The organism is Blautia hansenii (assembly GCF_013304445.1).
Taxonomy (GTDB): Bacteria; Bacillota; Clostridia; order Lachnospirales; family Lachnospiraceae; genus Blautia.
Genome location: NZ_JAAITA010000006.1, coordinates 25,727 through 48,400, shown reverse-complemented (window position 1 = coordinate 48,400; position 22,674 = coordinate 25,727). Strand labels below are relative to the sequence as shown.

The window sequence follows — 22,674 nt, the reverse complement described above, 5'->3', positions numbered from 1 at the left end:
TTCATCATAGACTTCTTCACACCTTTCCCACTGATTTCTCTGCGCCTTATTGCAGCAGTATTTCCGTCTCCCTGCAAACAGCATTTCAAAAAAACCGACAGAATCACACAGATTCCATCGGCTCCTCTTTTTCCTTTATTCTCATTTTGTCCTGATACATCTGTTCGTCCGCCCGTTTCTGTGTATCCCTGATGTCCTTATCCAGCTTAGGGTCAAACTGCGCATATCCCACAGCAAGGGCTACCGGCACTTTCAGCTTATCTGCGTATTTTCGGAACCTGTCCTTTATGCTTTCAAGAAGCGCTTCCGGCTCAGGCTGGTTCTCCATCAGCAGGACAAATTCATCACCGCCGTAGCGGTACGCTGTAATCCGGGCTGACTCCACACTTTGTAAAATCTTTGCCGCATTGATAATGCAGCTGTCTCCTATATCATGTCCCAGACAGTCATTGGCCAGCTTCAGGTTATTGACATCAATGACCACCACAGTCATACCTTCCATCCGCTTCCGGGCATTCAGATTCTCTCTGTCTGTTTCATAGGAATTTCTATTCTTCAGCTTTGTCATAAAATCCGTATTCGCCATATCCCTGTATAAGGGATTGGAAATTCTCCGGAAAATCAGAATGGACGCGGCAATAGCAATCCCACAGAAAGTCACGCACACCGCACTTACCGACTTGGACACTTCCTGAAAAGTCGCTGCCTCTACATCCGCTGCAAGTTCAATTCCAAGAGCCCCGATTACCTTCTCATCCTCATCGTGCAGGGGAAAATAAGCAATAAATATGTCTCCCCAGTCCGTATCCATGATTTTATCCGGCAGTACCATTTCTCCTTTCAGTGCGCTTTCCAGTTTTTCCTGTATTTCCACCTCAATCAGGTCTCCCGGATAACGAAAATCATCTGCTGTTTCGGGCAGACCATCCACTACATACACTAGCTTCCCTGCATCATTTTTCTTCGCCGTATACAGATACCTTAAGTCACCGATATCCCGAACTTCTTCCATCTGATTCTTGAGTTTTTGATAGCTTTCCTTATTCATATCTTCTTTGCTGTTAATATCTGAAAACGTCTCCGGCGTCAGTTGGTGCTCAATATATTCCTGTATGTTTTTCACACGTCCGGTCAGACTTTTTAGTACGGAACGATAATAAATCTGAGTGGTCACGAAATATATAGATAAACTGGATAAAATCAATATCGTACTCAGCAGCATTGCTACCTGCCGGTCTACTCGTGAAAAATACCTCTTTCTCATTTGTATACTCCCTTATTGTATATATCCTTGCCCATTTTAACACAAAAAGAAAAAACAAGGAATCCTTATCCTATCCTTTTTTCCTTTACCGCGGCTTTTTTATTTATTATGACTTACTTCTGTCTTTCTTTTCCGGTATCTGCATGTACAATTTACCGAAAAATGGAACTGCCCCTGCAGTCCCATTTTCCCGTCTATTCTTTTTCTGTTTTATATTCTTGCAACTTTGGTGTCTCTGGCAGCTTTGGCTACTGCTTTCGCCACTGCCGGGCCTACTCTTTTGTCAAAAGCTTTGGGAATAATATAATCCGGGGTCAGTTCCTCTTCTGTAATCAGTCCTGCCAGAGCATCTGCTGCCGCAATCTTCATTTCATCATTAATATCTTTTGCCCTCACATCAAACGCTCCGCGAAAGATTCCCGGGAATGCCAGAACATTGTTAATCTGGTTCGGGAAATCGCTTCTGCCTGTTGCTACCACTTTCGCTCCTGCTGCTTTGGCCTCTTCCGGATAAATCTCCGGAACCGGGTTGGCGCAGGCAAAAATAACTGCATCCTTTGCCATGCTCTCTACCATTTCCTTTGTCACTACTCCGGGTGCAGATACACCGATAAAGACATCCGCACCCTTCATCTGCTCTGCAAGGCTTCCTGGCTTTTTCTCCAGATTGGTGATTTTACTCATCGCTTCTTTTACTGCATTCATGCCCTCTTTTCTGCCTTCGTAAATCGCTCCGTTTCTGTCACAGAGGGTAACCTTTTTATATCCTGCTTTCAAAAGCAGTCTGGCAATGGAAATTGCTGCCGCACCGGCGCCGTTCATAACAATGGAAACGTCCTCTTTCTTCTTGCCAGTCAGCTTCATAGCATTATTTAAGCCTGCCAAAGTAATCACTGCCGTGCCATGCTGGTCATCATGAAAAATAGGAATATCACATTTCTCTTTCAGTTTTTTCTCGATTTCAAAACATCTGGGAGCCGCAATATCTTCCAGATTGACACCGCCGAAAGAACCGGAAATCAGGTAAATCGTATTTACAATCTCATCGACATCCTGTGATTTAATGCAGAGAGGAAATGCGTCTACATCTCCGAAAGCTTTGAACAACACACATTTTCCCTCCATAACCGGCATTCCGGCTTCAGGGCCAATGTCTCCCAGTCCCAAAACGGCAGAACCGTCTGTAACCACCAGGCACATATTCCATCTTCTGGTAAGTTCATAAGATTTCTCTACATCCTTCTGGATTTCCAGACAAGGCTGTGCCACACCCGGCGTATAAGCCAAAGACAGGTCATCCTTGGTTTCTACCGGCACATTTGCCACAACCTGAATTTTTCCTTTCCACTCTTTATGTAATCTCAATGATTCTTTTGCATAATCCATGATACGTCCTCCTAATCCCTACTTTTTCCGTCTATGGGTTTGATTAATAATTTCCTGTGAAAAACGTTCCGTCTCCGGGCAGTTCATAGTCCTTAAAATAAGAATGGAAATCCAGCTTCAGATAAGCACAGAGATTTGCCAGTTCCGCCATAGTATTGTCATTTACAGGAATTCCGTTCTCCCTTCTGTCCTTTTCTGCAAAAATTTCCTTTTCTCCGTGGGTGTAGATTTGGCTCTCGCCTTCTGCTTTCGGACTTTCCCGTAAAGCTTCCAGATATTCGGATAAGTGTGCCTTAATTTCCTCCGGGTTTCCGAAAATCTCTGGATTTATTGCTGCAAATCCATGACAGATACCTGTTTTATCCGGGAAAGTACAGCATTTTTCTGAGGTAACCCCCATAGAAAAAATAGAACTGAATAATTCGCACAGCATACCGTATCCATATCCTTTATGACTGCCGCTCACTTCCTTATTTCCTCCCAGAGGCATAATACCGCCGCCGCGTTTGGAAACAATATTTTCCAGTACCGTGGGCGCCTGTGTGCTTTCGTGTCCGTTTGCATCCAAGGCCCATCCTTGCGGAAGAGGTTTGTTCATCTTATTGTACATTTCCAGCTTTCCTCGGGTTACCACCGTGGTAGAACAGTCAAAGAGGAAAGGATAGGGGTCTGCCGGCATAGCTACCGCAATGGGATTGGAGCCCAGCATGGCTTTTTTCCCGAAAGTAGGCACCATAATCGCTTCGGAATTGGTGCAGGCCATTCCCAACAGTCCCTGGTCGCTGGCCATCTTTGCGTAGTAGCCGGCAATTCCAAAGTGGTTGGATTCTCTTACTGTCACAATACCGATTCCCGTTGTCTTCGCTTTTTCAATCGCCTTATTCATGGCAAAAATAGAAATCAGCTGTCCCATACCGTTGTGTCCGTCAACCACTGCAGAAACAGGTGTTTCAAACACTACCTCCGGTTTTTCCTTTGGGTGAATCGTACCTTTTTCAATTCCTTTGTGATACCGCACCATACGCTGCATACCGTGACTTTCTATTCCGAACAAATCCGCAGTCAGCAGTACATCTTCGATTTCTTTGCTTTCCTTTTCACTAAATCCAAAAGCTCTGAACACATCATAACAAAAATGTTCCAGAACCGGATAACTCCATTTTACATATCCCATAACGTGGCCTCCTGGTATTCCATTATCTTTATTGGTATTACCAATCTTTAAACGAATTATACCACCACAAAATACAAAATGCAATGGAAAAAAGAGAAATAATGCCTGTAAACTACCTGGATATAAAAAAAGCCGCCGCATTTTTTTATGCAACAGCTTTTAAGCTCCGTTTCAGACCTGTGTATTCTCTTTTTTCCGGTCTATTTCCAATATATAATTTTCTATGGTTTTCATATGCTCCTTCATGCAGATTTCAGCATCTTCCTCCCGGTGCTCCACAATTGCGTTCACCAGTTTCCGGTGCTGTTCATCCATCTGTGAAACGGAATGTTGTTTCTGCATCATATAGCTTCGGATTCCTGTAATGATGTTTTCCGTCAACTGGGCGGAGGCGCTCATTACGGAAAACAGCATGGGACTTTGCGCCATTTTTCCGATTTTGATATGCAAATCCCGGTCTAAGTCTCCTCTGACTCTTTCTTCCTCTGCCGCGTCCAGTCTGGCCAGAATCAGCTGGAGTTCTGCGGCGTCCACCGGTGTACAGTTTCTGGCAGCCAGACGGGCAGCCTCTACTTCCAGAGCGCTGCGAAGCTGCTGATTATGGTAAACGCTGCTGTTGTTTAACCGCAGCAATATGGACAGCGGCTCGATGAGACTGTTTTCCAGGTTTTCGGATACATAACTTGCCCCTCCCCGCACCGTCTTGATAATCCCCAGCAGAGCCAGGGTTCTTAACACTTCCCGCACCACAGGGCGGGAAACTCCTAAGGCCTCTGCCATATTCCGTTCTGCCGGAAGCGCATCTCCCTTTTTCAGAGTTCCCTCTTTGATATTTTCAATAATCTGGTCTAAAATTTCCTCAAAAGGATTTTCCTTCTCAATTTTTCTAAACATAGCTTCCTGCCTTTCTCTTTCTATAGACAGTATATAACAAGCACTGCCTGTCAGCAAGAACCCATTTTCAGAGAAAATCCCAACTTTTATTTCTTTTCCCGCACTTCTGCGGCTTCTGCGTGTCCCATGAGACCTTCGCCCTTTGCCAGTCTTGCCACCAGCGGCGCCAGTTCTTTCATGGCTTCTTTTGTCATACTCTGGTATGTGCAGGTTTTTAAAAAGGTGCCGACCCATACGCCGCCTGTATAACGGGCTGCCCGGAGAGTGGGAAGCGTGTGGTTGGTTCCGGAAGCATAGTCTCCAAACACCTCTGCCGTATTTTCACCAATAAAGAGAGAACCATAGTTGTAAAGCTTTTCCGCCATTTCTTCGGCGTTTTTCATATTGACTTCCAGGTGCTCCGGCGCATAGGCATTTGCCAGGTCTGCCATCTCTTCTTCACTGTCTGCCAGAATCACTTCTCCGAAAGTGTTCCAGGATTTCTCTGCAATTTCTGCGGTAGAGAGCATGCTCAGTTCCTTTTCTACTGCTTTTATCACTTTCTCTGCAAATTCCTCATTTGTGGTTACCAAAATTCCCTTTGCATTAGGGTCATGTTCAGACTGCGCCAACAAGTCTGCGGCCACCACCTCCGGGGTTCCGCTGCCGTCTGCCAGCACCATGACTTCGCTGGGGCCTGCCACAAAATCAATGCCAACCTGACCGTAACACTGGCGTTTCGCTTCTGTCACAAAGCGGTTTCCTGGTCCGACAATCATATCCACGGCCGGAATTTCCTCTGTCCCGTAGGAAAAAGCAGCCACTGCCTGGGCGCCTCCTACGGCATAAATCTCATCCACGCCTGCAATGTCCATGGCAACCAAAGTCTTGGGATTGATAGCATTGGTTCCTTTCATCACCGGAGAACAGGCTGCCACCCGCTTTACCCCTGCGGTTTTTGCAGGAATAATCAGCATTAACGCTGTAGAATACAGGGGATAATTCCCACCGGGCACATAACAGCAGCAGGATTCCACCGGAAGAATCCTGTGTCCTAAGAAAATTCCCGGCATGGGGCTGAAATTTGCCAAAGGCTTTACCGTTTCTCTCTGTGCTTTGGCAAATGCCCGGATATTTCCTGCCGCTTTCTTTAAGTCCTCAATCTCCTGCCCGGTAAGCTGGCTGTATGCCTTCTGTATTTCTTCCCGGCTTACCTGCAGCGTTTCTCTGGTGCAGCCGTCAAACTGCAGATTATAAGCTTTTAAGGCTTCGTCTTTTTTGCATCTTACTTCCTCTATCATGCGGCTTACCGTTTCTGTAAGATTTTTTCTGTCCTCTTCTGTTCTCTTTACCGCTTCTTTTAAAACTTTCATCTCCACACACTCCCGTTCTGATTTTTCTGTCTTCGGCTTTTCTTTCTGGAAACATTGTAAAACCTTTAGTTTCCCCTGTGTCAACGGTCTTTTTTCGGGATATTTTTCCAAAACCTTGAGTATACTAAAGATTTATGCTACAGTGGTTTTATCAAAACCGGGAGGTCCTTTTCATGCGTATCGGTGAAGTATCCAGACGTTACCACATCTCCGTGGATAACCTTTATTACTATATTAATTACGGGCTTTTAGTCCCCCCTAAGCCCAGGAGCCAGTATGTATTTGATGAAACTGTACTTCAGGATTTGGAATGGATTCTGGAATTAAAAGAACTGGATTTTACCCTTCGGGAAATCCACATGCTGCTTTCCCTCAAGCGTATTTCCGGGCTGGCGGATTCCCAGGATATGGAAGAATTAAAGGCTGTTTACGAGGGCAAGCGGGAATTCTGCCTGCAGGAAATCAGCCGAAAACAGGAAATTATCCGAAGACTTGATGAAAAAATCGCGGCTCTGAAAGAAAACCAGCCCGACCGGATACCGCAGACCGGAGTCCCGGTGTCTGCCCTGCCTCTTTTGTGCTGCCCCGTGTGCGGAAGTTCCCTGTCCTTAAAAGACGTGGAAATGAATCCCCGTTTTCTCTATGGAGGCGCCCTTTCCTGCTCCTGCGGCTACCAGGCCCGGATTCAGAATGGAATCCTTATGACGCCCAACAAGAATACCAACCTGCAGGACACCCCGGACGTTACCAGAGAACTTTACAAAGATTTGCCTCCGGAGCTTATCACCATGTTTGAGCGTTCTTACCAGCAGATGTTGAAGCAAATGGAAGAAACCAGTCTCCGGGGAAAGGTGGTTGCAGAAACCTATATCAACGCCTGGTTTTTTATGCATAATCACCTTTCCGCCCTGCCAAAGGACAGCCTGTATCTCGTCATTGACAAATACCCGGAAACCCTGCTGATGTACAAACATCTCATTGAAAAACAACGCCCGGATCTGGATATTTTATATCTGGCAGACAGCAGCACACGATTCCCTCTAAAATCAGAATGTATAGACGTGCATCTGGATTTCTTTGCTGCAAATGAGCACAATTTTTATCATGGCACCTTTTTGTATGAACGGCTTCTGCCTTATCTGAAAAAAGATGCAGACCTTATCGGCACTTACTTTTACTTTGAGCATGCTCAAAAGTCCATGAAGCTGCTTTTAAGCCAGTACCCTGAATCCTCGGAGAAAAATTTCAATCTGCATTACTTCCGGGAAGAATTAAAAAACAATGGATTTGAACTGCTGTATCAGGAAGACTGCGGCTGTATTACTGATTCGGGCAATAACCTGGGATTTGGGTTTCATGTAAAGGGTGAAAAAATGCACCTTCTTCCGTATCATGGAAAAAGGTGCCGGTAAGAGGCGCAGTCACAGCGAGGCCGTCTGTATTTCCTGATAAATTTCCAGCATGGCCTCCTGATAAGCCGCCCGTTTTCGTTTCTGTATCCCTTCTTTAATGCCCTGCAGTTCCTGCATATAAATATGCTCCAGCTTTTTTATCCGGCTCTCACTCAGTCTTACAGAAGACAGATACTGCTCATACCACTGCGCCTCATACTTCCAGAAATGCAGCGCCTCTCCATATCGCTCTTTCAGCCTCTGGGCAATCAAAAGCCCTTCCGGGTCAAAATCTCCTGCATACCAAAACCTGTGGTTTTCTTTCAGAAAATCCAGCAAAAGCAAAGTCGCAAGCCTGGGCTGTCCGCTGACGCAGACTGCTGCACAAGCTGGGTTCCGGCTTGTCAGAACGGAAAACACGGCCGGATTTTCTACTACATAAATTTCTTTTTGCTGTGCCCTGATTTCGCCGATTTCCCCAAGGGTGCGCAGAGTCAGACGCACAGGTTCCTGTTCTCTCAAAAATCCTTCGATTCCTTCATGCATACTCCCGTCTTGTTTCCATGCATGAAGACCATAAGCCAGTGTTTCATTGGACAAGTCATCTTTTAGAATCCCTGCCTGATACAGCAGATGATTCCTCTCTTCTGCCGGGGAGATTCCTTTCTCATAACTGCCTGGAAACTGATGTTTCAGGAATAAAATTAAGAGTTTTTCTGCTGTTTCTCCGGTATCAAAGTAATGAGGATTTCCCGTTGTCTGAGCTGCAAATACTGCCAGAAGCTGCCTCTTTTTTATGTGGTTAAGCTGCTTTGAGGCCCTCATAACACTCTCCAGAATTTCCTCCAGTTTCGCAGGATTTTCCCGGTACTGCTGCATCAGAAGCTCATACCCGCTCCCGCGATTTTCCAAGACCTCCTTCAGCCATTTTCCTGCCGGATTTTCTTCCTGGCCTTCCAGAATTTCTGCAAAACAGGCGTTCCTTTTTTCCTCTTCTTTCTGCTTTTCTTCTTTCTTCACAGTCAGTTTTTTGCCGAAATAAGCCCGCAGAAGCGTTTCCCCGGAAATCCCGGAAAACCGGCTTTCACCAAGGCGTTTTTCCAGGAGTTCGGCGGAAACTGTCACGGTTTTATTCTCTGTGTAATCCTTTTGCAGAAATCCGCCTAACTGCTGCTTTTCTTCCAAAGTAAGTCCTGACAGAACCACTTTTCCGCCCATATGTCCAAGGCTTGCATACTTTTCTCTGAACTTTTGAAAAAGTTTTTCATAAACCGGACGCTGCCTGAAATAGTCCAGGCATTCTGCCAACTTTTTCGGTTCCATTTCAGCCATATTCTATACCTCTTCTTCTGTCTTATCCGTCACCATCACCTTCTTTTTTCCATTCCAGAGATAACGGATCACGGATACAAATCTGGCATTTTCCGGGCGAATCAGCTGATAAATAGCAAGGGCCGGGACGGTATCATAATCTCCCCACAAAATCTGCGAATTAATCATAAAGTTAAACTCAAACTCTACCATAAGGCGGAACATATCGCGGATATTGGTTTCATCTACACCTGCAAAAGCCTCATCCAAAGAAATCAGTTTGGGTGCATCCGGACGCGCTCCTGCATATTTGGCCACAACTGCAGAAAACAGCGGCACATACATAGCCATGGCCTTTTCTCCTCCACTGAAGGTAAAGAAGACCCGGTCTGTCAGTTCTTTCTTCTTCTCTCCTGTCTTCTGACACTCCAACTGGAATTCGAACCACTTCCGGTAATCCAGAACCTCACGCATGGTTGCATGGAAAGACTGCACAGCTCCCATATCCCCTGCGATTTTCCTTGCTTCCTCAATCTTGGAACGGAAATGCCGGGAGAGCATTTCTATCTCTTCCGTACGCATGATTTCTGCATCCTTCTGCAATAATTCCACCAAAGCCCTGGTGTCTAACTGTTCTTCCTTTTCTGCTCTTTTATTTTTCCAACGCAGGCTCAGCTTCAGTCCGCTGGAGGTCTGCATAGACTCCATAAGTGCATTCATTTTCTCTACCCAGCGCCTGCTTGCCTGGATTTTTGCACGGATTTTCTTGCTGATGGTGTTGGCCAGAATATCTTCAAACAGCTCCCTGTCCCTTTCATTTAAAATCTTCGCCAGGGCTTCTGCATCTTCACAGAGCTTTTCCAGCAGCTCTTTAAATTTTACTGCCGTTCCCCTGTATTTTGCCGAAATATCAATCCGCTTTACACTCATGTCCAGGAAGGAGCTTTCCTCATCCAGTTCTCCGAAAAGAGAGGACAGGGTAATCTGATAATCCAAAAGATATCCCCGGTTCTGGTGATAGGCTTCCTGCAGACTGCCAAAGACATCACTCTGCTTTTTATTTCCAAAACTGCCCGCAAACCGGCTGCATACCGCCTTAGCCAGTGTCCCCATATCTTCCGTTTCCTGAAAAGTCTGCTCCACATATCCCAGACGGTATTCCAGTTCAAAAACACGGCAGTATTTCTCTTTTCTCTCCAGAAGTTCTGCCTTTTTCTTCTCATTTTCCTGTATTTTTTCCTGCAGCACATCTGCATCTTTTTCCAGTCTGTTCTGCCTTCCCACACAGCTTTCTCTCTCACCGGGCAGAAGAACCAGACGCTGCATACAGTAGTCCAGACGATCCTTAATTTCTTCATAATCCGTAAGCGCCAATTGTTTCCGCACAGAGTCCAGAAAACCTTCCAGTTCCCGGACTTTTAAAAGAATCCTGTTCAAATCATATCGGATATCATCTAAGTCCAGCTCGATTCCTTCCCTATATTCCCGCTGACTTTCCACATACCGGATTCCGTTCTGGTACTTGCCGTAAGCCACCTGCAGGTCCGAAATCAGTTCCTTATATCTGTACAGGGATTCCAATACAGCAGCAAAAAGATCCAACCGTGGGGAGAGGTAACATTTCCCGCATAATTCCCTTACTTTGACCCGGATTGCATCTAATTTCTTCCGCTCTTTTTCTGTAAGTGCCTGCTGCTCTCCCACTCGTCTGACTGCAAGTTCCAGGCGGTATTCCCAGTCCGCAAGCTCTTTCGCCGCTGTTTTCAAATCTTCGTCTTTTGGAAATTCTGTCCATTCCTTCTGAAGCTGCTCCAGACGCAGTTGGTTTTTCTCCAGTGCGGCCTTTATCTCTGCCACCTGCTGCTTCGTCTCCCGGCAAAGACTTTCCAGTTCTTCTATCTTTTCCCTTCGATATTGCTCTCTTGCCCCCACGCCAATAAATCTGGCCCGGTATTCCCCGGTAACAGTTCCTTCCAGAACCCCCAGGCGGTAGTTACCCTGTTCGTCAATCCAGGAAGTTCCCTGCTCTGTCTTTCTGCCAAAACCAATAGAAGATAAAATATTGGAAATGCTCTGGTACAGCAAAATATCATGTTCCCCGTTATCCACATCCAGCACATTGTTCAGGTTTTCCTGCACATGAGAAACATCACTGAAGATGTACTTGTCGCATACGCCGCTGTCCAGTGCCAGCACGTTTTCCCTGTATTCTTCTGAAATAATCAGCGCATCCAGTACTCCCATCTGCAGCAGGGCTTCTTCCAGCCTGTCTGCCCGCTCTGGCTCTAAGTTCTGTCCAAACTCTATGGTCTTATAAAACTGCTGGTACGGAATGCCTTTTTCTCTTAAAAGACGGCGGTTTTCCTGTACACACTCCGGCTGCCGGGGCTCCGGGTCTTTCTGATTCTGCCACTCTGTCAGTTCTTCTTCCAATCCCTGAAGTTTTTGGCTTTCTGTTTCCAGATTCTGCTCCAGCAGCAGCCTTTCTCTGGTAAAACTGCTTTCCTTCTCATACAGCCTCGGCTTCGCCAGTTCCCGTATTTCGGAATAATCCTTTCCCTGCTCATACTCCTGAATCTTTCTGGAAATTTCCTGCAAGACTTCCGGCGCAAGAGAAAGCTCCTGATTTTTCCGTTCCCAGAGATACACTTGTTCTGTCAGCTCTGCCTTTGTTTCCTGCAGCAGCCGCTCATACTGCTGGACTTCCCGTTCTGCTGCGTTTCGTTCTTCCTGGCACACATCCAGTTCCTTCAAATACCGGTCGTATTTTTCCTGACAGTTTTTCTCCTCTGTCAGACTTTCTTTTCCCTTTTCTACTTTCTCTGTATAATCCTTCAAAAGCTGCGTATGAGACCCAAAGGAATAATCCGGGATTTTATCTTCCAGCAGTTCTTTTTTCAAAAATGCAAAGTCATCAAATGGGACTTCTTCCATCTCCTCTTCCATTTCTTCCAGACAGTTTTCCATCTCTTCCCAGATTGTTTCGTTGTGTTCCTGCTCTTTTTTTAACCGTTCCTCTGCCTCCAGCAGCTTATCCTTTTTCTCCTGCTCCTGACGTTCCTTGGTCTTTTTCTCTTCTTCCTTTTCCCGGAGCTCTTCTGCCAGCTTCAGTTCCTGCTCCTTTAACTTTGCCGCATCACTTTTCGTAAGAGATTCTTTTTCTTCTTTTAAAACCTCTTCCTCCTGCACAAGTTCCTGATACCTCTGTTTTTCTTCTGTCAGAGCAGCTGTTTTTTGGGTCAGTTCTTCTGTGAATTTTTTCTCCGTAGTCAGGCAGGCTTCATAAGCCTTTCCCACATCTGCAAACAGCAGGGCTTTGTCGTACAGCACAATCTGATTGTACTGGTCATAGACCTTCTCAATCTGCCTGGCCCCACGGATACTCTCGTTTAAGGTATCCAGGTTGGTTTTCAGATTATCCATATTTTCAATGGCCTCAGACATAGGCCGCAAATCATCTTCCGACAAGGTCTGCAGCGAACTGCTCAAAATTTCGTTGATAACCGTAGGTTTAAAATCCTTGGAGAGTTTCGGAGTACGAAGCTAAATCAGCAGTTCCAGAAGTTCCTTATATTCCTCCTGAGTTTCAAATCCAAAGAGCAGACGGTTGACGCAGGCGGTATATTCGCTTTGGGTTTCCATGACCTTTCCACCCTCTCCAATCCTGTTTTTCAACTCTATTTTTGAACAGGTGATTTTGTTTTCCACATCTTTATACAGAAAAATATCCCGCCCCACTCGTCGGTTGTCTGTAATGCAAAAATACCAGGATTCCAGCTTTTTATTCTTTCTTGCACGGATTCCCAGCCCCAAAGTCAGGTATTCTTCACTCTCCAGCCGTTTAAATTCCATGTAAAGATAACCGGTTCTTTCCTCCCGCTCATCCCCTTCTTCCAGAAGATAATTCTCCATCTTCCTTGCACGGGAACCGAAGGGGTCCAGGCGCTCCGGACGCATATTTCCATCCAGTAAAAGAGGAATAAAGCTCTGCATGGTAACCGATTTTCCGGAACCATTGGCACCTCTTAACAGCATGCGTCCTTCCGAAAAATCAAAGGCTTCCTCATCATAGTACCAGAAATCCACCAGTCCCACTTTGTTTATCTGCCACTTCCCACTATTCATCGTTTCCTCCCTCTTTCCTAAAGTCTTCCGGGTATCTTCCCACAATTTTTCCTGCCACAGGTTTGATGCATACATCCCCATAAGCCTGCTCTATCATCATCAGATTTTCCATATAGTCATAGACTTCCCGGTAAAACTCTGCAAAGGTCATTTCCCGGTACGTCTTATTAAAACCAGCCCCAAACCGCTCCTTGCATTTCTCTATAAGCCGCTGAAAATTCTCTTTTGGAAGGCGGATTTGTTCGTCCAAAGACACCTCAATTTTCCCTTCCCGGATTTCTTCCTGCAAGAGCTGATACAAAAGCAGCACAATATCGGACAACGTATTTTCTTCCGGAAAAGTCCGTCCAAGCCTGCAATTTTCTCCCAAAATCAGAAAAGCACTGCTGCTGTGTACCTGCAGTTCACATTCAAATAACTCCGATAATTCGCCCTGTATCATATTCCGGTAATTCCGCACATAGGCAAAATCTTCTTCTGTATCTGTGTCTTTGTACATGCCCATGGGCATCAGAAGTCTTCGGTAAACTCTTTGTCTGCGGACAATTCCCCGGTCCTCGTTTAAGTCAATCCACTCTTCTTTTTCAAAGTCTTTTGGCGCTGTATATCCCATAATGTCCTGGGTAAAATTCTTCATAAAATACCGGGAAACACCTGTATTTTCATACAAGACTTCACTGGTATCATCCTTTGCAAATCCCTCTTCACTTCCGTCATTTACATCCAGAATACCGCAAGCCACACAGTATTTCATCACCTTTATCATATGGCGGCGGTAGCGGTAAATGGTCCAGTCAATCTGCTCCTTCTCATACTGACTCTGCACATATTCCGTCAGTTCCGAAAGCACAAACTGCTCCTCTGCTTCTTTATCCTCCAGAAACATGAGAACCAGGCAGAAAAATACATACTCAATGGGGTCACGAAAGTCTGAGATTCCCATCCAGTTTTCCGGAACTGCCGGCAGTTTTTCCACCTTAATCATATAGGGATTGATCAGCACCTGATACCCCAGCTTTTCTCTTAAAAACTTCTTTTCCTCTCCGGATGCCAGTGCTTCTTTTACCTGATAATACAATTCCCGCTCCCTGGATTTCAGAATCCATCTGCGGTTCAGCAACACTTCCAGTACCTTCATATTTCCTGTTCCCTTTCTTCAAATACCATGGTATAACAAGGCATTTGAAACTCTCCGTCTGTGCATTTTAATGTACAGTATTCCTTGGTATCGGTCTGTTCAATATAGTAAATCTGACCGTCTTCTGTCTTAGCTCTGTGGTTTTTCTTCTCCAGGGCCTTAGACATCCACAGAAGAAACATATCCCGCACATAAGGCTCAATCACCGGAAGATTTGCAAACTCCAGCCGGCCGTTTTTGATGTAACTTCTTAATAATTTCCGTTCCTTTTCCAGCCTCTGTATCTCAGCCTTACGCATGGCTTCTTTCTCTTCTGAGCGGTCTATAATCCCACTTCTTTTCGCCTTTTCCCGATAGGTGCGAACTCTTGGAGTTACCGTAACTACATGAGGATTCTCTTCATACACACCGCTGTTAATACTATCTGTTTCCCTGGGCATTTCGCCCTTTAAATGCAGTGGTTTTTCCACGCCAAAAACCACTGCTGCCAGCCGATGCGCCTCAGAAAGATCCCTGCATTTTGCGAACATTTGTGCCACCTTTTTATATTCCTCCCGCCGGTTGGAACCCTGATTGCTCATCTCGCTGATGCGGGTTGCATAGCGGGTAATTTTCCGAATAATCTCGTTGGTGGTATCAAACACCTTCCCGGCTTCCGATTCCTGTCCGTCTTTTCCTGCAAACCATTCCACCATACTTTCCCAGCGGCCGCTCATTTTTTCGTAAATCATCTGTTCATCAATTTCCACATCCATACGAGGAATGGAAAGCTCATAAGCAGTGACTTTCTTCAGAATATCCTTCACCGTTTCTTCCTGCACCTTCCGCAGTTCCTGTTCAATAGCCGCCACGTTCACCTGCAGGCTTTTCACAAAGGAACGCAGATATTCCATTAAGCGGTCCTTGAATAAAAGAAACTCCCTGGTTTTCATCATCTCTTCTGCTTTTACACTGTTCAGTTCCCGCATATAATCCTGATAGTTCTGGTTTAACCGAATGAAATCATTGTTCAAATCGTTCCACCAGGCATGCAGTTTTTCATCCTCTTTTACAGACATTTCTTCCAGTTTTCCCAGATTGATCCGAATCCGCTCCAACAGAGTCGGCTCCAGTGAAGAGCCTTCAATAAACAGATTTTCGATTCGTATGACCATACGCTCGATTTCCACGGCTGTCTCCGACAACTGGTACCGGAACTTTTTATTCTTGAACTCTTCAATGGTCGTCACCTTTCTGGTATCCTGAATGGTAACCAGGTTTCCCCAGGAGGCCAGGGCTGTAAGGTCCTGCTGGCACTGTTCCATGGTATAATCCGCAAAATACGGGTCTTCTTTTAATTCTTCAAAAACCTCTTCCTGATAAAGCCAGTATTTCAGTTTTTCATATTTTAAATAAAAAAGCCGGATGATAGGGCGATATCTGTCTGTATTTTCCACATTCAGATATTTCGCCTCCAACATCGGCTTTCTCATCTTTTCCTGAATTTCCATATTTTTTCCCTCTGTACAAATTGTATTTACAGACCTGTCAAACTGCCTGCTGTATGGGTATTTCTTTGTTTATGATAGCATGGAGGGCAGAAAATGTACAGAGATTTTTTCTGATTGGTTTATTTTGAACAGACCTATCTTCTAAACTAAAAGCTCAAATGAATGATCCCTCATCCAGCACCTTCAAAAGCCCTTTCATCTTCCCCGGCGTCATATGCTCTTTATAATGCAGTCCCTCATTGGTAATATGCAGAACCGGATTGGCTCCCTTTGTTTCCAGTATATAATGCTGCTCCAAAAGCCAGTCCACTACTTTCCGGACATTGCTTCGGCCCAGATAAGAAAGCTTCCCGTATTCCGGCAATTTTTCCAGCCCGTCCTGAAGAATTCTCTTATCCGAAGAACCGCATAAGCTTCCGATGAGTATGGTTTCACCGTAAAATTTCTTTTCACTGATATGAACCAGACACTGCAGCACAGTTCCTGCAATTTCCAGAATATTGTGGTCCTTATACACAGGATACCCGGACTCGTCCACCTTCTTGTTTTTGGTAATCTCCATAATATCCTGTTCCCAGTTATCTCCTGGTCTCGGTTGGGCAGATGCCATCTTTTCATGAGCCGTCCCTTCCAATTCCGACAGAGGATATTCCATCATTTTATAATATTCCCGCATGGAAATCGTCTTGTTGCACCCCTGACCGTTGACTTTATAATTGGTACAGCCAAGGAAGCACTGGCTCTGATTTTTTGGAGTTTTCACCACCAGATAACCATCCTGGCAATCGGGGCACTTCATAATCGAAAGTTTTTTTCCGCGAAGATTGCTGGTCATAAAACTGCAGATTTCCGGTTCGTTGGTGCAGATATACAGGCGCAGTCCATAGGCAGGCTTATATTTCAGCTGAAGAGGAAATCCACAGATTGGACATTTATATTTGCCGGATATCTCCGGCTTTTCTTCCGACCATTTCCCCCGCAGAAAGACATTTTTATACTCCCGTTTGATTTCCAGTAAAAACTCCGAAGGATTCTGTTCCGGTGCAATGAAATATACCCGGTTCTTCGTTCTGGTCATAGCTACATAAAAAAGTCTTCTCTCCTCTGCATACTGCATACTCCGGTCTTCTCTGATTACCAGGGACAGTACCGGGTCGTCTTCAATTTTGGCTGGAAATCCATACGTTTCATTACGTCCGTTTATGACAATGACATTGTCATATCCCAGACCTTTTGAAGCATGCGCGGTCATAAAGGTAATATCCAAATCCGGATATTTGACAGATTTCACCTTCGAGCCTCTGCTGATGTACTCGAAAAGTCCCGTCCTGGCCAGCCTGTCCCCATCAAAATTAAATCTTCCCAACAGCAAAATACTGGATTTCTTGTCTTTCTTCTCCTCCTGCTGCTCATACTTCATAATCTGTTCCAGGGCCGTCTGAACCGCATAAGCTACCCCATAGGCTGCCCCGCTTCTGCGGTCTGCCTTAGGGTCCTTTGCCCGGCTGTCATAAGTATAAATAATAACCGGTTCTTCCATATGTTTTGGCGAAATCAAAGACTTTCTGATTTGTGACGTATTTTTCTGAATAAAATTCCCCGCAATATCAATGACTTCCTGAGAATTTCGATACGTCCTTACAATTTTCATCAGCTTTGCATAACCCATTTTCTCCTCAAATTGAGTAAATAAGGTAATGTCTGAACCGCTGAATGCATAGATAGACTGCCAGTCATCTCCCACAGCCATAATTTTGGCATCCGCTACTTCTGAAAAAGCCTGCACCAAATCAAATCTCTGCCTGGAAATATCCTGATATTCATCTACAATCAAATATTTGAAATCCAGTTTCTGCTTCATGTCCTTTACTTCGGTGAGAACCCGCACAGACTCGTTAATCATATCCTCAAAGTCCACGGCATGATTTTCAACCAGAAATTTCTTGTATTCCAAAAAACAGGCATGGGTAATGTCCAGAAATAACTTTGTTCTTACATTTTCCGTTGTCAGAGCCAGTCTGTCGAAATCCCTTTCATCATACCCGTTGGTTTTAAAATTTCTGATAAAGTTCGTCACCAGAAACACAAGACGGCGGATGTATTTATTTTCCTCCGAGTCCACCAGCTTCCTGACAATTTCTTCATTTGGACGCCGCTTTAACGTAAAACCATGCTGCACAAGGCTTTCTTCCAAATGCTGGAAAATACTTCTGCCGTCCCGGAAAGACGAAAAGGTATAAAGAAGTTCTGTGTGATGTTTCCGGTGCAAAAGAACTTTATCGTTAATCGCTTTCTTATACGCTTCCAGTTCTTCTTTGTCATACAGAAAGTTCTTTCCGTCTTCCGTAATGCCAAAGTGTTCAAGATAAGCAATATGCTCCCCCTGTTTTATCATAAAATCCGGCGTATAGGGCTTTTTCGCCATGGAAATATTGTATTTATAAATCGGTTCATAAACGTAATCTATGCTGTTTAAATACAGAAAATTTGCAATCTCTACTTCCTGAATGGAACGCACCGTTTCATTCTGAATGGTAGTTTTCTTTTTGCTCCTTCTGTCAATAATCTCTTCCTTGAAATCGTTCAATTCACTCCGCATAGTCGCATAATTGGCATTGGCCATGTGATGAAAGAAGTGATTGATATCATCCCCTTCGTAAGGAGCATCAAAATAAGAGGCGAAAAATAGAATCAGACTGTCCACCACACTTGGATCCCTTAGAATTTTCTCTCTGAAATAATTCTGCACACAATAGTAGAGTTTACTTCCATCCACAATGTTGAGCTGCTCGGGATTATTTTTATGCAGAATCGCATTCCCCGTGGAATGAAAAGTCGCGATGGGACAGGGAATCTGCAGATTCTCATTAATTTTATCCCGCAATTCCTTCACCGCTTTGTTGGTAAAGGAAATAATGAGAATCTGGCTGGGGTCGATTCCCTGCTTTTCCACCAGATATTTTACCTTTGCCGCAACCGTCGTTGTTTTTCCCGCCCCGGCTCCGGCCACCACCAGACTGTAATCCTCGTCTGAAAGAACAACCCGCCGTTGGTCATCATCCAGACGAATCACCGGGTCTACATCCTTCAGAATATGATCCAGATATTCTTTCTCTTCTATGAGCCGGGCTGCAAGATATGCCTCGTTTGCTGCTTCCACAAGCTTATCTGCCTGCTCATATTTGTGATACAAGTCTCTGGCCTGGCTGGCATCAAACCCGTTTTTTGCGCAATAATCCTCCAGAATATCGTTTTCGTCCAGAGAATGAAAAAATCTCATAGTTTCCGTATACTGCTGAAGTTCTGCCTGATACTCTTTGCGTGAAATATAGTGGTCTGCATCCACAAGCTGATTCCAATACCCGCTCCACTGCAAAAGTTCCTGGCATTTGCCGGAAACCTCTTTTTTCACATTCGCCTTTGTTTTTTTCCTCGCTCCCCAAAAATAATCCAGTAATCCCATGGGCATATTCCTTCTCGTACTGTGCTTTCCTCTTTTGTGGTTTGATTGTAGCACAAAAAGAACATAGGAACAATAGGGAGTTACCTGCCCTCTTTTACCCCTCTTCTTCCAGAATACGGAGATAATGATTTGCTTCCCGAAGGACATGGTCTGCCAACAGAGGAAGGATTACGGAACGTATACTACAGCCCGTAATTCCTTTTGCACCTGCTGCTTTAAAATCACGGTACTTCTCCGTTGTTTCCAGTGTTTTTCCCGTCAGTTGAACCACAGTCCGGCAATCCTGCTTTCTTGCCATTTCCAGCAGACTGCAGTAATCCCCGGCAAAAGCATCTGCCTTTTCTATCAGTTCACATTCTGTGGGGTCAAGCAGCCCGCGGATAAACAACGCATGCTCCATCATAATCTGATTCCAAAATTGCTCTGCAGCTTTTAAATCCTGGGACATCATACACCCCTTTTGTTCCAGCGCTGTAATGGTCTGCCGGTATAATTTTGCCTCCCGGATAATATGTTCAATGAGCAGCGGATAATTTGCCGTATACAGATTACAAGCAAGAACCTCCTGCAATATTTTCTTTTTAAACGCAATCAAACCATTTAACAGATGAAGAACTTTCCGGTTCAAACACTGTATCTGCTGTGTCATTCTCCTGTCCGGACAGTTTCCGCAGCCTGCCCGCAGTTTCTTTTCTGCCTGGGTAATACGGATATCAATGGGAATCTGAGTCAGTTTCCTGGTCTGCCGCTCTGCCATTTCCGTAAATTCCGTGAACACTTCCCCGGAATCTAAAACCTCTTCGCTTACCATTCCGTCTGCCAGGCGTACGGTCTGCTCCAGTACTTTTTCAAATTGTTCGCGGAAGCAGTCTGCTTTGCTTTTATATTCCGTTTCTCCTGCCGGAAAAGCAGCCAGAAGAAACAGCGCGTGTTCTTTCATAATTCTTCCAAAAAACAAATGGGTTTCCAATGATGTGGATACATACTCTTTCATTTCTCTGCATCCCTTATGCATTCACAATGTTTTTATAGTATATGCTGAGAACTGTGGTTTGGGAATATTCACCTTATGTTCTGAAGCCCCATGTAATACGTATTAAAGTTCTATACAATGAAACGCTATCCCGGCCTCTTCCAAAATCTCTATTTCCCTTTTATTACAGCTAAAAAGAATCACTTGAGAATTTCGTTGACTGATATATTTCAAGGTTTCTAAAAGGCGTCTACGATCGTACATGGCGAAAGTCTCGTCCAGCACCAGAGGAAGTTCCTCCTCCCGGCATAAAATTTCCCGGCAGGCCATGCGAAGAGACAGATATACCTGCTCTGCTGTCCCATAGCTGACCTGATGAAGTTCCAGACATGTTTCCTCCGTATCCAGGTAAATCTGAAAATTTTTGTCCAATACAACCTGTCTATATTTTCCCCCGGTAATGCCGCTGATTGCTTCTGACATTTTCCGGGTCAGAATTCCTCCGGTAAATCCCTGCATCCGTTTTGCCGCTTCCTGGAGTTTCTGCATGGCCAGGGTTATGCTTCGGATTTCTTTCCGAATACGAAGAAGCGCTTCATTGTTCCGCCGCAGTTCCCGATATTCTTCTTCCAGATTCTCCAGCCTCGTTACTCTCTCCCGCTGACTTTCCAGAAGAACTTTTTGCCGTTCCCGAATACGCGCATAATTTTCAGCATCCTCTCTCCCAGCATCTTCCGTAAAGGTCTGCCGCTTCTCATAAAACCAGAGTCCTGCTCCTGCTGCCAGAAGAAGACAGAGCAGAAAAGCCATGACAGCAAAAGAAATCCTGTTTCCAATTCCCAGCATGGCAATTACAGCCAGAAAAACCGTCCAAATTCGCCAGATTGTCTGAAATCTCCTGCTGCTTTTTTTCTGCTTTTCTGCTTCTCGCTCCGCTCTCTCCAATTTTGCCGTCTGTCCCTTTAACATACCGCTGTTTTTTTCCAGACTTTTCAGATTCTCTTCCAGATTTTCCATTTCCGCCTGCTCATGTTGTATTTTATAGCGGATTCTGGTTTCTTCCTGTTCTTTCTTTTGCTGTTCTTCTTTTTCCTTCTGTTCCCAGAACTTTTTCCTGCCTTTTAAAATTTCCTCTGCGCCTTCCAGGTTAAAACGGATATCTCCGGTTCCCTGAAAATCTGCCAGATAGTCTCTGAGTTCCGTATATAAGCCTTCCTCGGTCCGGCTTTTTGCCTGGGGAACAAACACCGTGTTTTGAAACACTGTCTCTGATATATTGCCCAGCAGCATATCCAAATCCCCATCTGCAACAGACAAAAGTTCCCCATCCGTCTCGCAGAAAAGTGTTGCCGGGGACTGGGGTACAGAAAAATCTCTCTCCAGCCGAAATCGTTTCTCTCCGCAGGTAAACCAGAGAATCCCCTCATACCGGGCGTTCTCTCCCCATGGTTTATAACGGGTGTAAGTGTCTGTCCGGGAAGCCTTCCCCCTCATTCTGCGCAAACCAAAGAACATGGCACGAAGAAAGGTATGCATGGTGGATTTTCCGCTTTCATTCTCTCCATACACAACATTGATACCTTCCTTCAGAACAATTTCCCGGTTTTGAAATTTCCCAAAACTTTTCAGCAGCAATTTATTTAAAATCATGGCATTTCCTCCCCGGATTCCAAAAGTGCTTCCACACCGTAACCCAATGCCTTTTTCCATTCTTCTGTATCTTCTTCTTCCAGAAGCCGGATATAAGTTTCCAGTATGCTGCCCTTGTATTTTTCCTTTAATGTATCTACAGAATAAGCCAGACGGGTATTATCCTGAATTTCCCGCACATTTCCCAACGGATACAGCCTGTCCGGAAGAAATTCCGTTCCGAAAGCCCTGTTTCCTTCTAAAGTCACGCAGTACAAGTGCTGCACTCCCCGTTCCTGTATGGCTTTTTCCAGAGTGTCTTCCAGAGAAAACTGGGTAGTCTGCTCTTTTACCTGTATCTTGATTCGCTTGTATTCCCGGCGGGCACAGGGTACAAAGGTAATGGAGGTCCCCTGGGAAGTCAGTTCTCCCTTCATATATCCGTGAGGACCTGTTTCATTTTTATCCAACGGTTCCAAAGAACCTGCGTAGACTGCCCGGTCTTTTTCCAATATCTGCGGTTTGTGAATGTGCCCCAAAGCCACATAATCGAATTTTGTTCCCAGAAAGGTATCGCGGCTGATGGGAACATGTTTTTCGTCTCCGCCATGTGCCAGAAGAATGTTTTTGCAAACATTATCTTTCGGCCTTAACTGCTCATAGCGGGGCTCCCGAATTTCCCGGCTGTGATAGCTGAAACCATAAACCCGCACACCGAGGTCGGCAAATTCTACAACTTCCATTTCTTCATTTTCCAGCCAGAATACATTAGGCGCCCACTGGATTCTCTCTTTCATGGGTTTTCCCTTGATATAGTCATGATTTCCCGCAATCAGCACTACTTTTGTGTCCGGTATGGACGCAAAAAGGGCATTCACTTCTTTCAGTTCTCCTGCCAGGGGCTGCCTGTGGAATAAATCTCCTGCAACGAGAAACAGACCGGCATGTTCTCTGCCGGCCTGCTGCACTGCGTATCGAAAACTTTCCCAGATTTCCCGGCTTCTGTCCGCACTCCAGCCATACCCTTTGTCCGGCTCTGCCCCCAGATGCACATCTGCTATATGGAAAAATTTCATAATACTCC

At 45.1% G+C, this 22,674-nt stretch carries 14 protein-coding genes and 1 pseudogene; 1 reads left to right on the top strand and 14 read right to left on the bottom strand.

The features are described from left to right. Window positions 1-103: 103 nt before the first annotated feature. From G5A70_RS15705 to hisD, 5 genes are all read right to left on the bottom strand, one after another. Window positions 104-1,264: a GGDEF domain-containing protein gene (locus G5A70_RS15705; RefSeq protein ID WP_173748890.1), complete on the bottom strand. Its 1,161-nt coding sequence runs from the start codon at window positions 1,262-1,264 to the stop codon at window positions 104-106. Between the two features lie 210 nt (window positions 1,265-1,474). Beyond that, complete coding sequence (locus G5A70_RS06680; protein WP_173748889.1) at window positions 1,475-2,650, bottom strand: NAD(P)-dependent malic enzyme; 1,176 nt, start codon at window positions 2,648-2,650, stop codon at window positions 1,475-1,477. A gap of 43 nt (window positions 2,651-2,693) precedes the next feature. Beyond that, window positions 2,694-3,824 (bottom strand): Ldh family oxidoreductase, encoded by a 1,131-nt coding sequence (locus tag G5A70_RS06675; RefSeq protein ID WP_173748888.1) that lies wholly within the window; start codon window positions 3,822-3,824, stop codon window positions 2,694-2,696. A 171-nt stretch (window positions 3,825-3,995) separates the two neighbouring features. Then, window positions 3,996-4,718 (bottom strand): FadR/GntR family transcriptional regulator, encoded by a 723-nt coding sequence (locus G5A70_RS06670; RefSeq protein ID WP_173748887.1) that lies wholly within the window; start codon window positions 4,716-4,718, stop codon window positions 3,996-3,998. Window positions 4,719-4,804: 86 nt separating this feature from the next. Then, a complete protein-coding gene (gene hisD / locus G5A70_RS06665; RefSeq protein ID WP_173748886.1) occupies window positions 4,805-6,070 on the bottom strand; it encodes a histidinol dehydrogenase in 1,266 nt (421 codons plus the stop codon). Window positions 6,071-6,243: 173 nt separating this feature from the next. Here hisD and G5A70_RS06660 point away from each other — a divergent pair, with 173 nt between their 5' ends. Then, complete coding sequence (locus G5A70_RS06660) at window positions 6,244-7,482, top strand: MerR family transcriptional regulator (RefSeq protein ID WP_173748885.1); 1,239 nt, start codon at window positions 6,244-6,246, stop codon at window positions 7,480-7,482. A 9-nt stretch (window positions 7,483-7,491) separates the two neighbouring features. Here G5A70_RS06660 and G5A70_RS06655 read toward each other — a convergent pair whose 3' ends face one another. The 9 genes and pseudogenes from G5A70_RS06655 to G5A70_RS06620 all read right to left on the bottom strand — a co-directional run bounded on the left by G5A70_RS06655 (window position 7,492) and on the right by G5A70_RS06620 (window position 22,666). Then, window positions 7,492-8,793 (bottom strand): TIGR02679 domain-containing protein, encoded by a 1,302-nt coding sequence (locus G5A70_RS06655; RefSeq protein ID WP_173748884.1) that lies wholly within the window; start codon window positions 8,791-8,793, stop codon window positions 7,492-7,494. A 3-nt stretch (window positions 8,794-8,796) separates the two neighbouring features. After that, window positions 8,797-12,303 (bottom strand): annotated as a pseudogene (locus G5A70_RS06650) (TIGR02680 family protein); the annotation flags it as partial. Between the two features lie 12 nt (window positions 12,304-12,315). Beyond that, window positions 12,316-12,897 (bottom strand): hypothetical protein, encoded by a 582-nt coding sequence (locus G5A70_RS15700; RefSeq protein WP_226853539.1) that lies wholly within the window; start codon window positions 12,895-12,897, stop codon window positions 12,316-12,318. Then, complete coding sequence (locus tag G5A70_RS06645; protein ID WP_173748883.1) at window positions 12,890-14,035, bottom strand: TIGR02678 family protein; 1,146 nt, start codon at window positions 14,033-14,035, stop codon at window positions 12,890-12,892. Before G5A70_RS06645 ends, G5A70_RS15700 begins: the two co-directional genes overlap by 8 nt. Next, a complete protein-coding gene (locus G5A70_RS06640) occupies window positions 14,032-15,525 on the bottom strand; it encodes a TIGR02677 family protein (RefSeq protein ID WP_173748882.1) in 1,494 nt (497 codons plus the stop codon). The genes G5A70_RS06645 and G5A70_RS06640 overlap by 4 nt, the downstream gene beginning before the upstream one ends. Before the next feature lie 154 nt (window positions 15,526-15,679). After that, entirely contained in the window at window positions 15,680-18,988 is a 3,309-nt protein-coding gene (locus G5A70_RS06635; RefSeq protein WP_173748881.1) for a UvrD-helicase domain-containing protein, read from the bottom strand. A 94-nt stretch (window positions 18,989-19,082) separates the two neighbouring features. Further along, on the bottom strand, window positions 19,083-19,982 hold the full coding sequence (locus tag G5A70_RS06630) for a DUF2935 domain-containing protein (RefSeq protein ID WP_173748880.1): 900 nt from the start codon (window positions 19,980-19,982) through the stop codon (window positions 19,083-19,085). Between the two features lie 102 nt (window positions 19,983-20,084). Continuing rightward, window positions 20,085-21,611, bottom strand: coding sequence for an AAA family ATPase (locus tag G5A70_RS06625; protein ID WP_173748879.1), 1,527 nt, complete (start codon window positions 21,609-21,611; stop codon window positions 20,085-20,087). Next, window positions 21,608-22,666, bottom strand: a complete 1,059-nt coding sequence (locus G5A70_RS06620) for a metallophosphoesterase family protein (protein WP_173748878.1) — start codon at window positions 22,664-22,666, stop codon at window positions 21,608-21,610. The genes G5A70_RS06625 and G5A70_RS06620 overlap by 4 nt, the downstream gene beginning before the upstream one ends. Window positions 22,667-22,674: the final 8 nt, after the last annotated feature.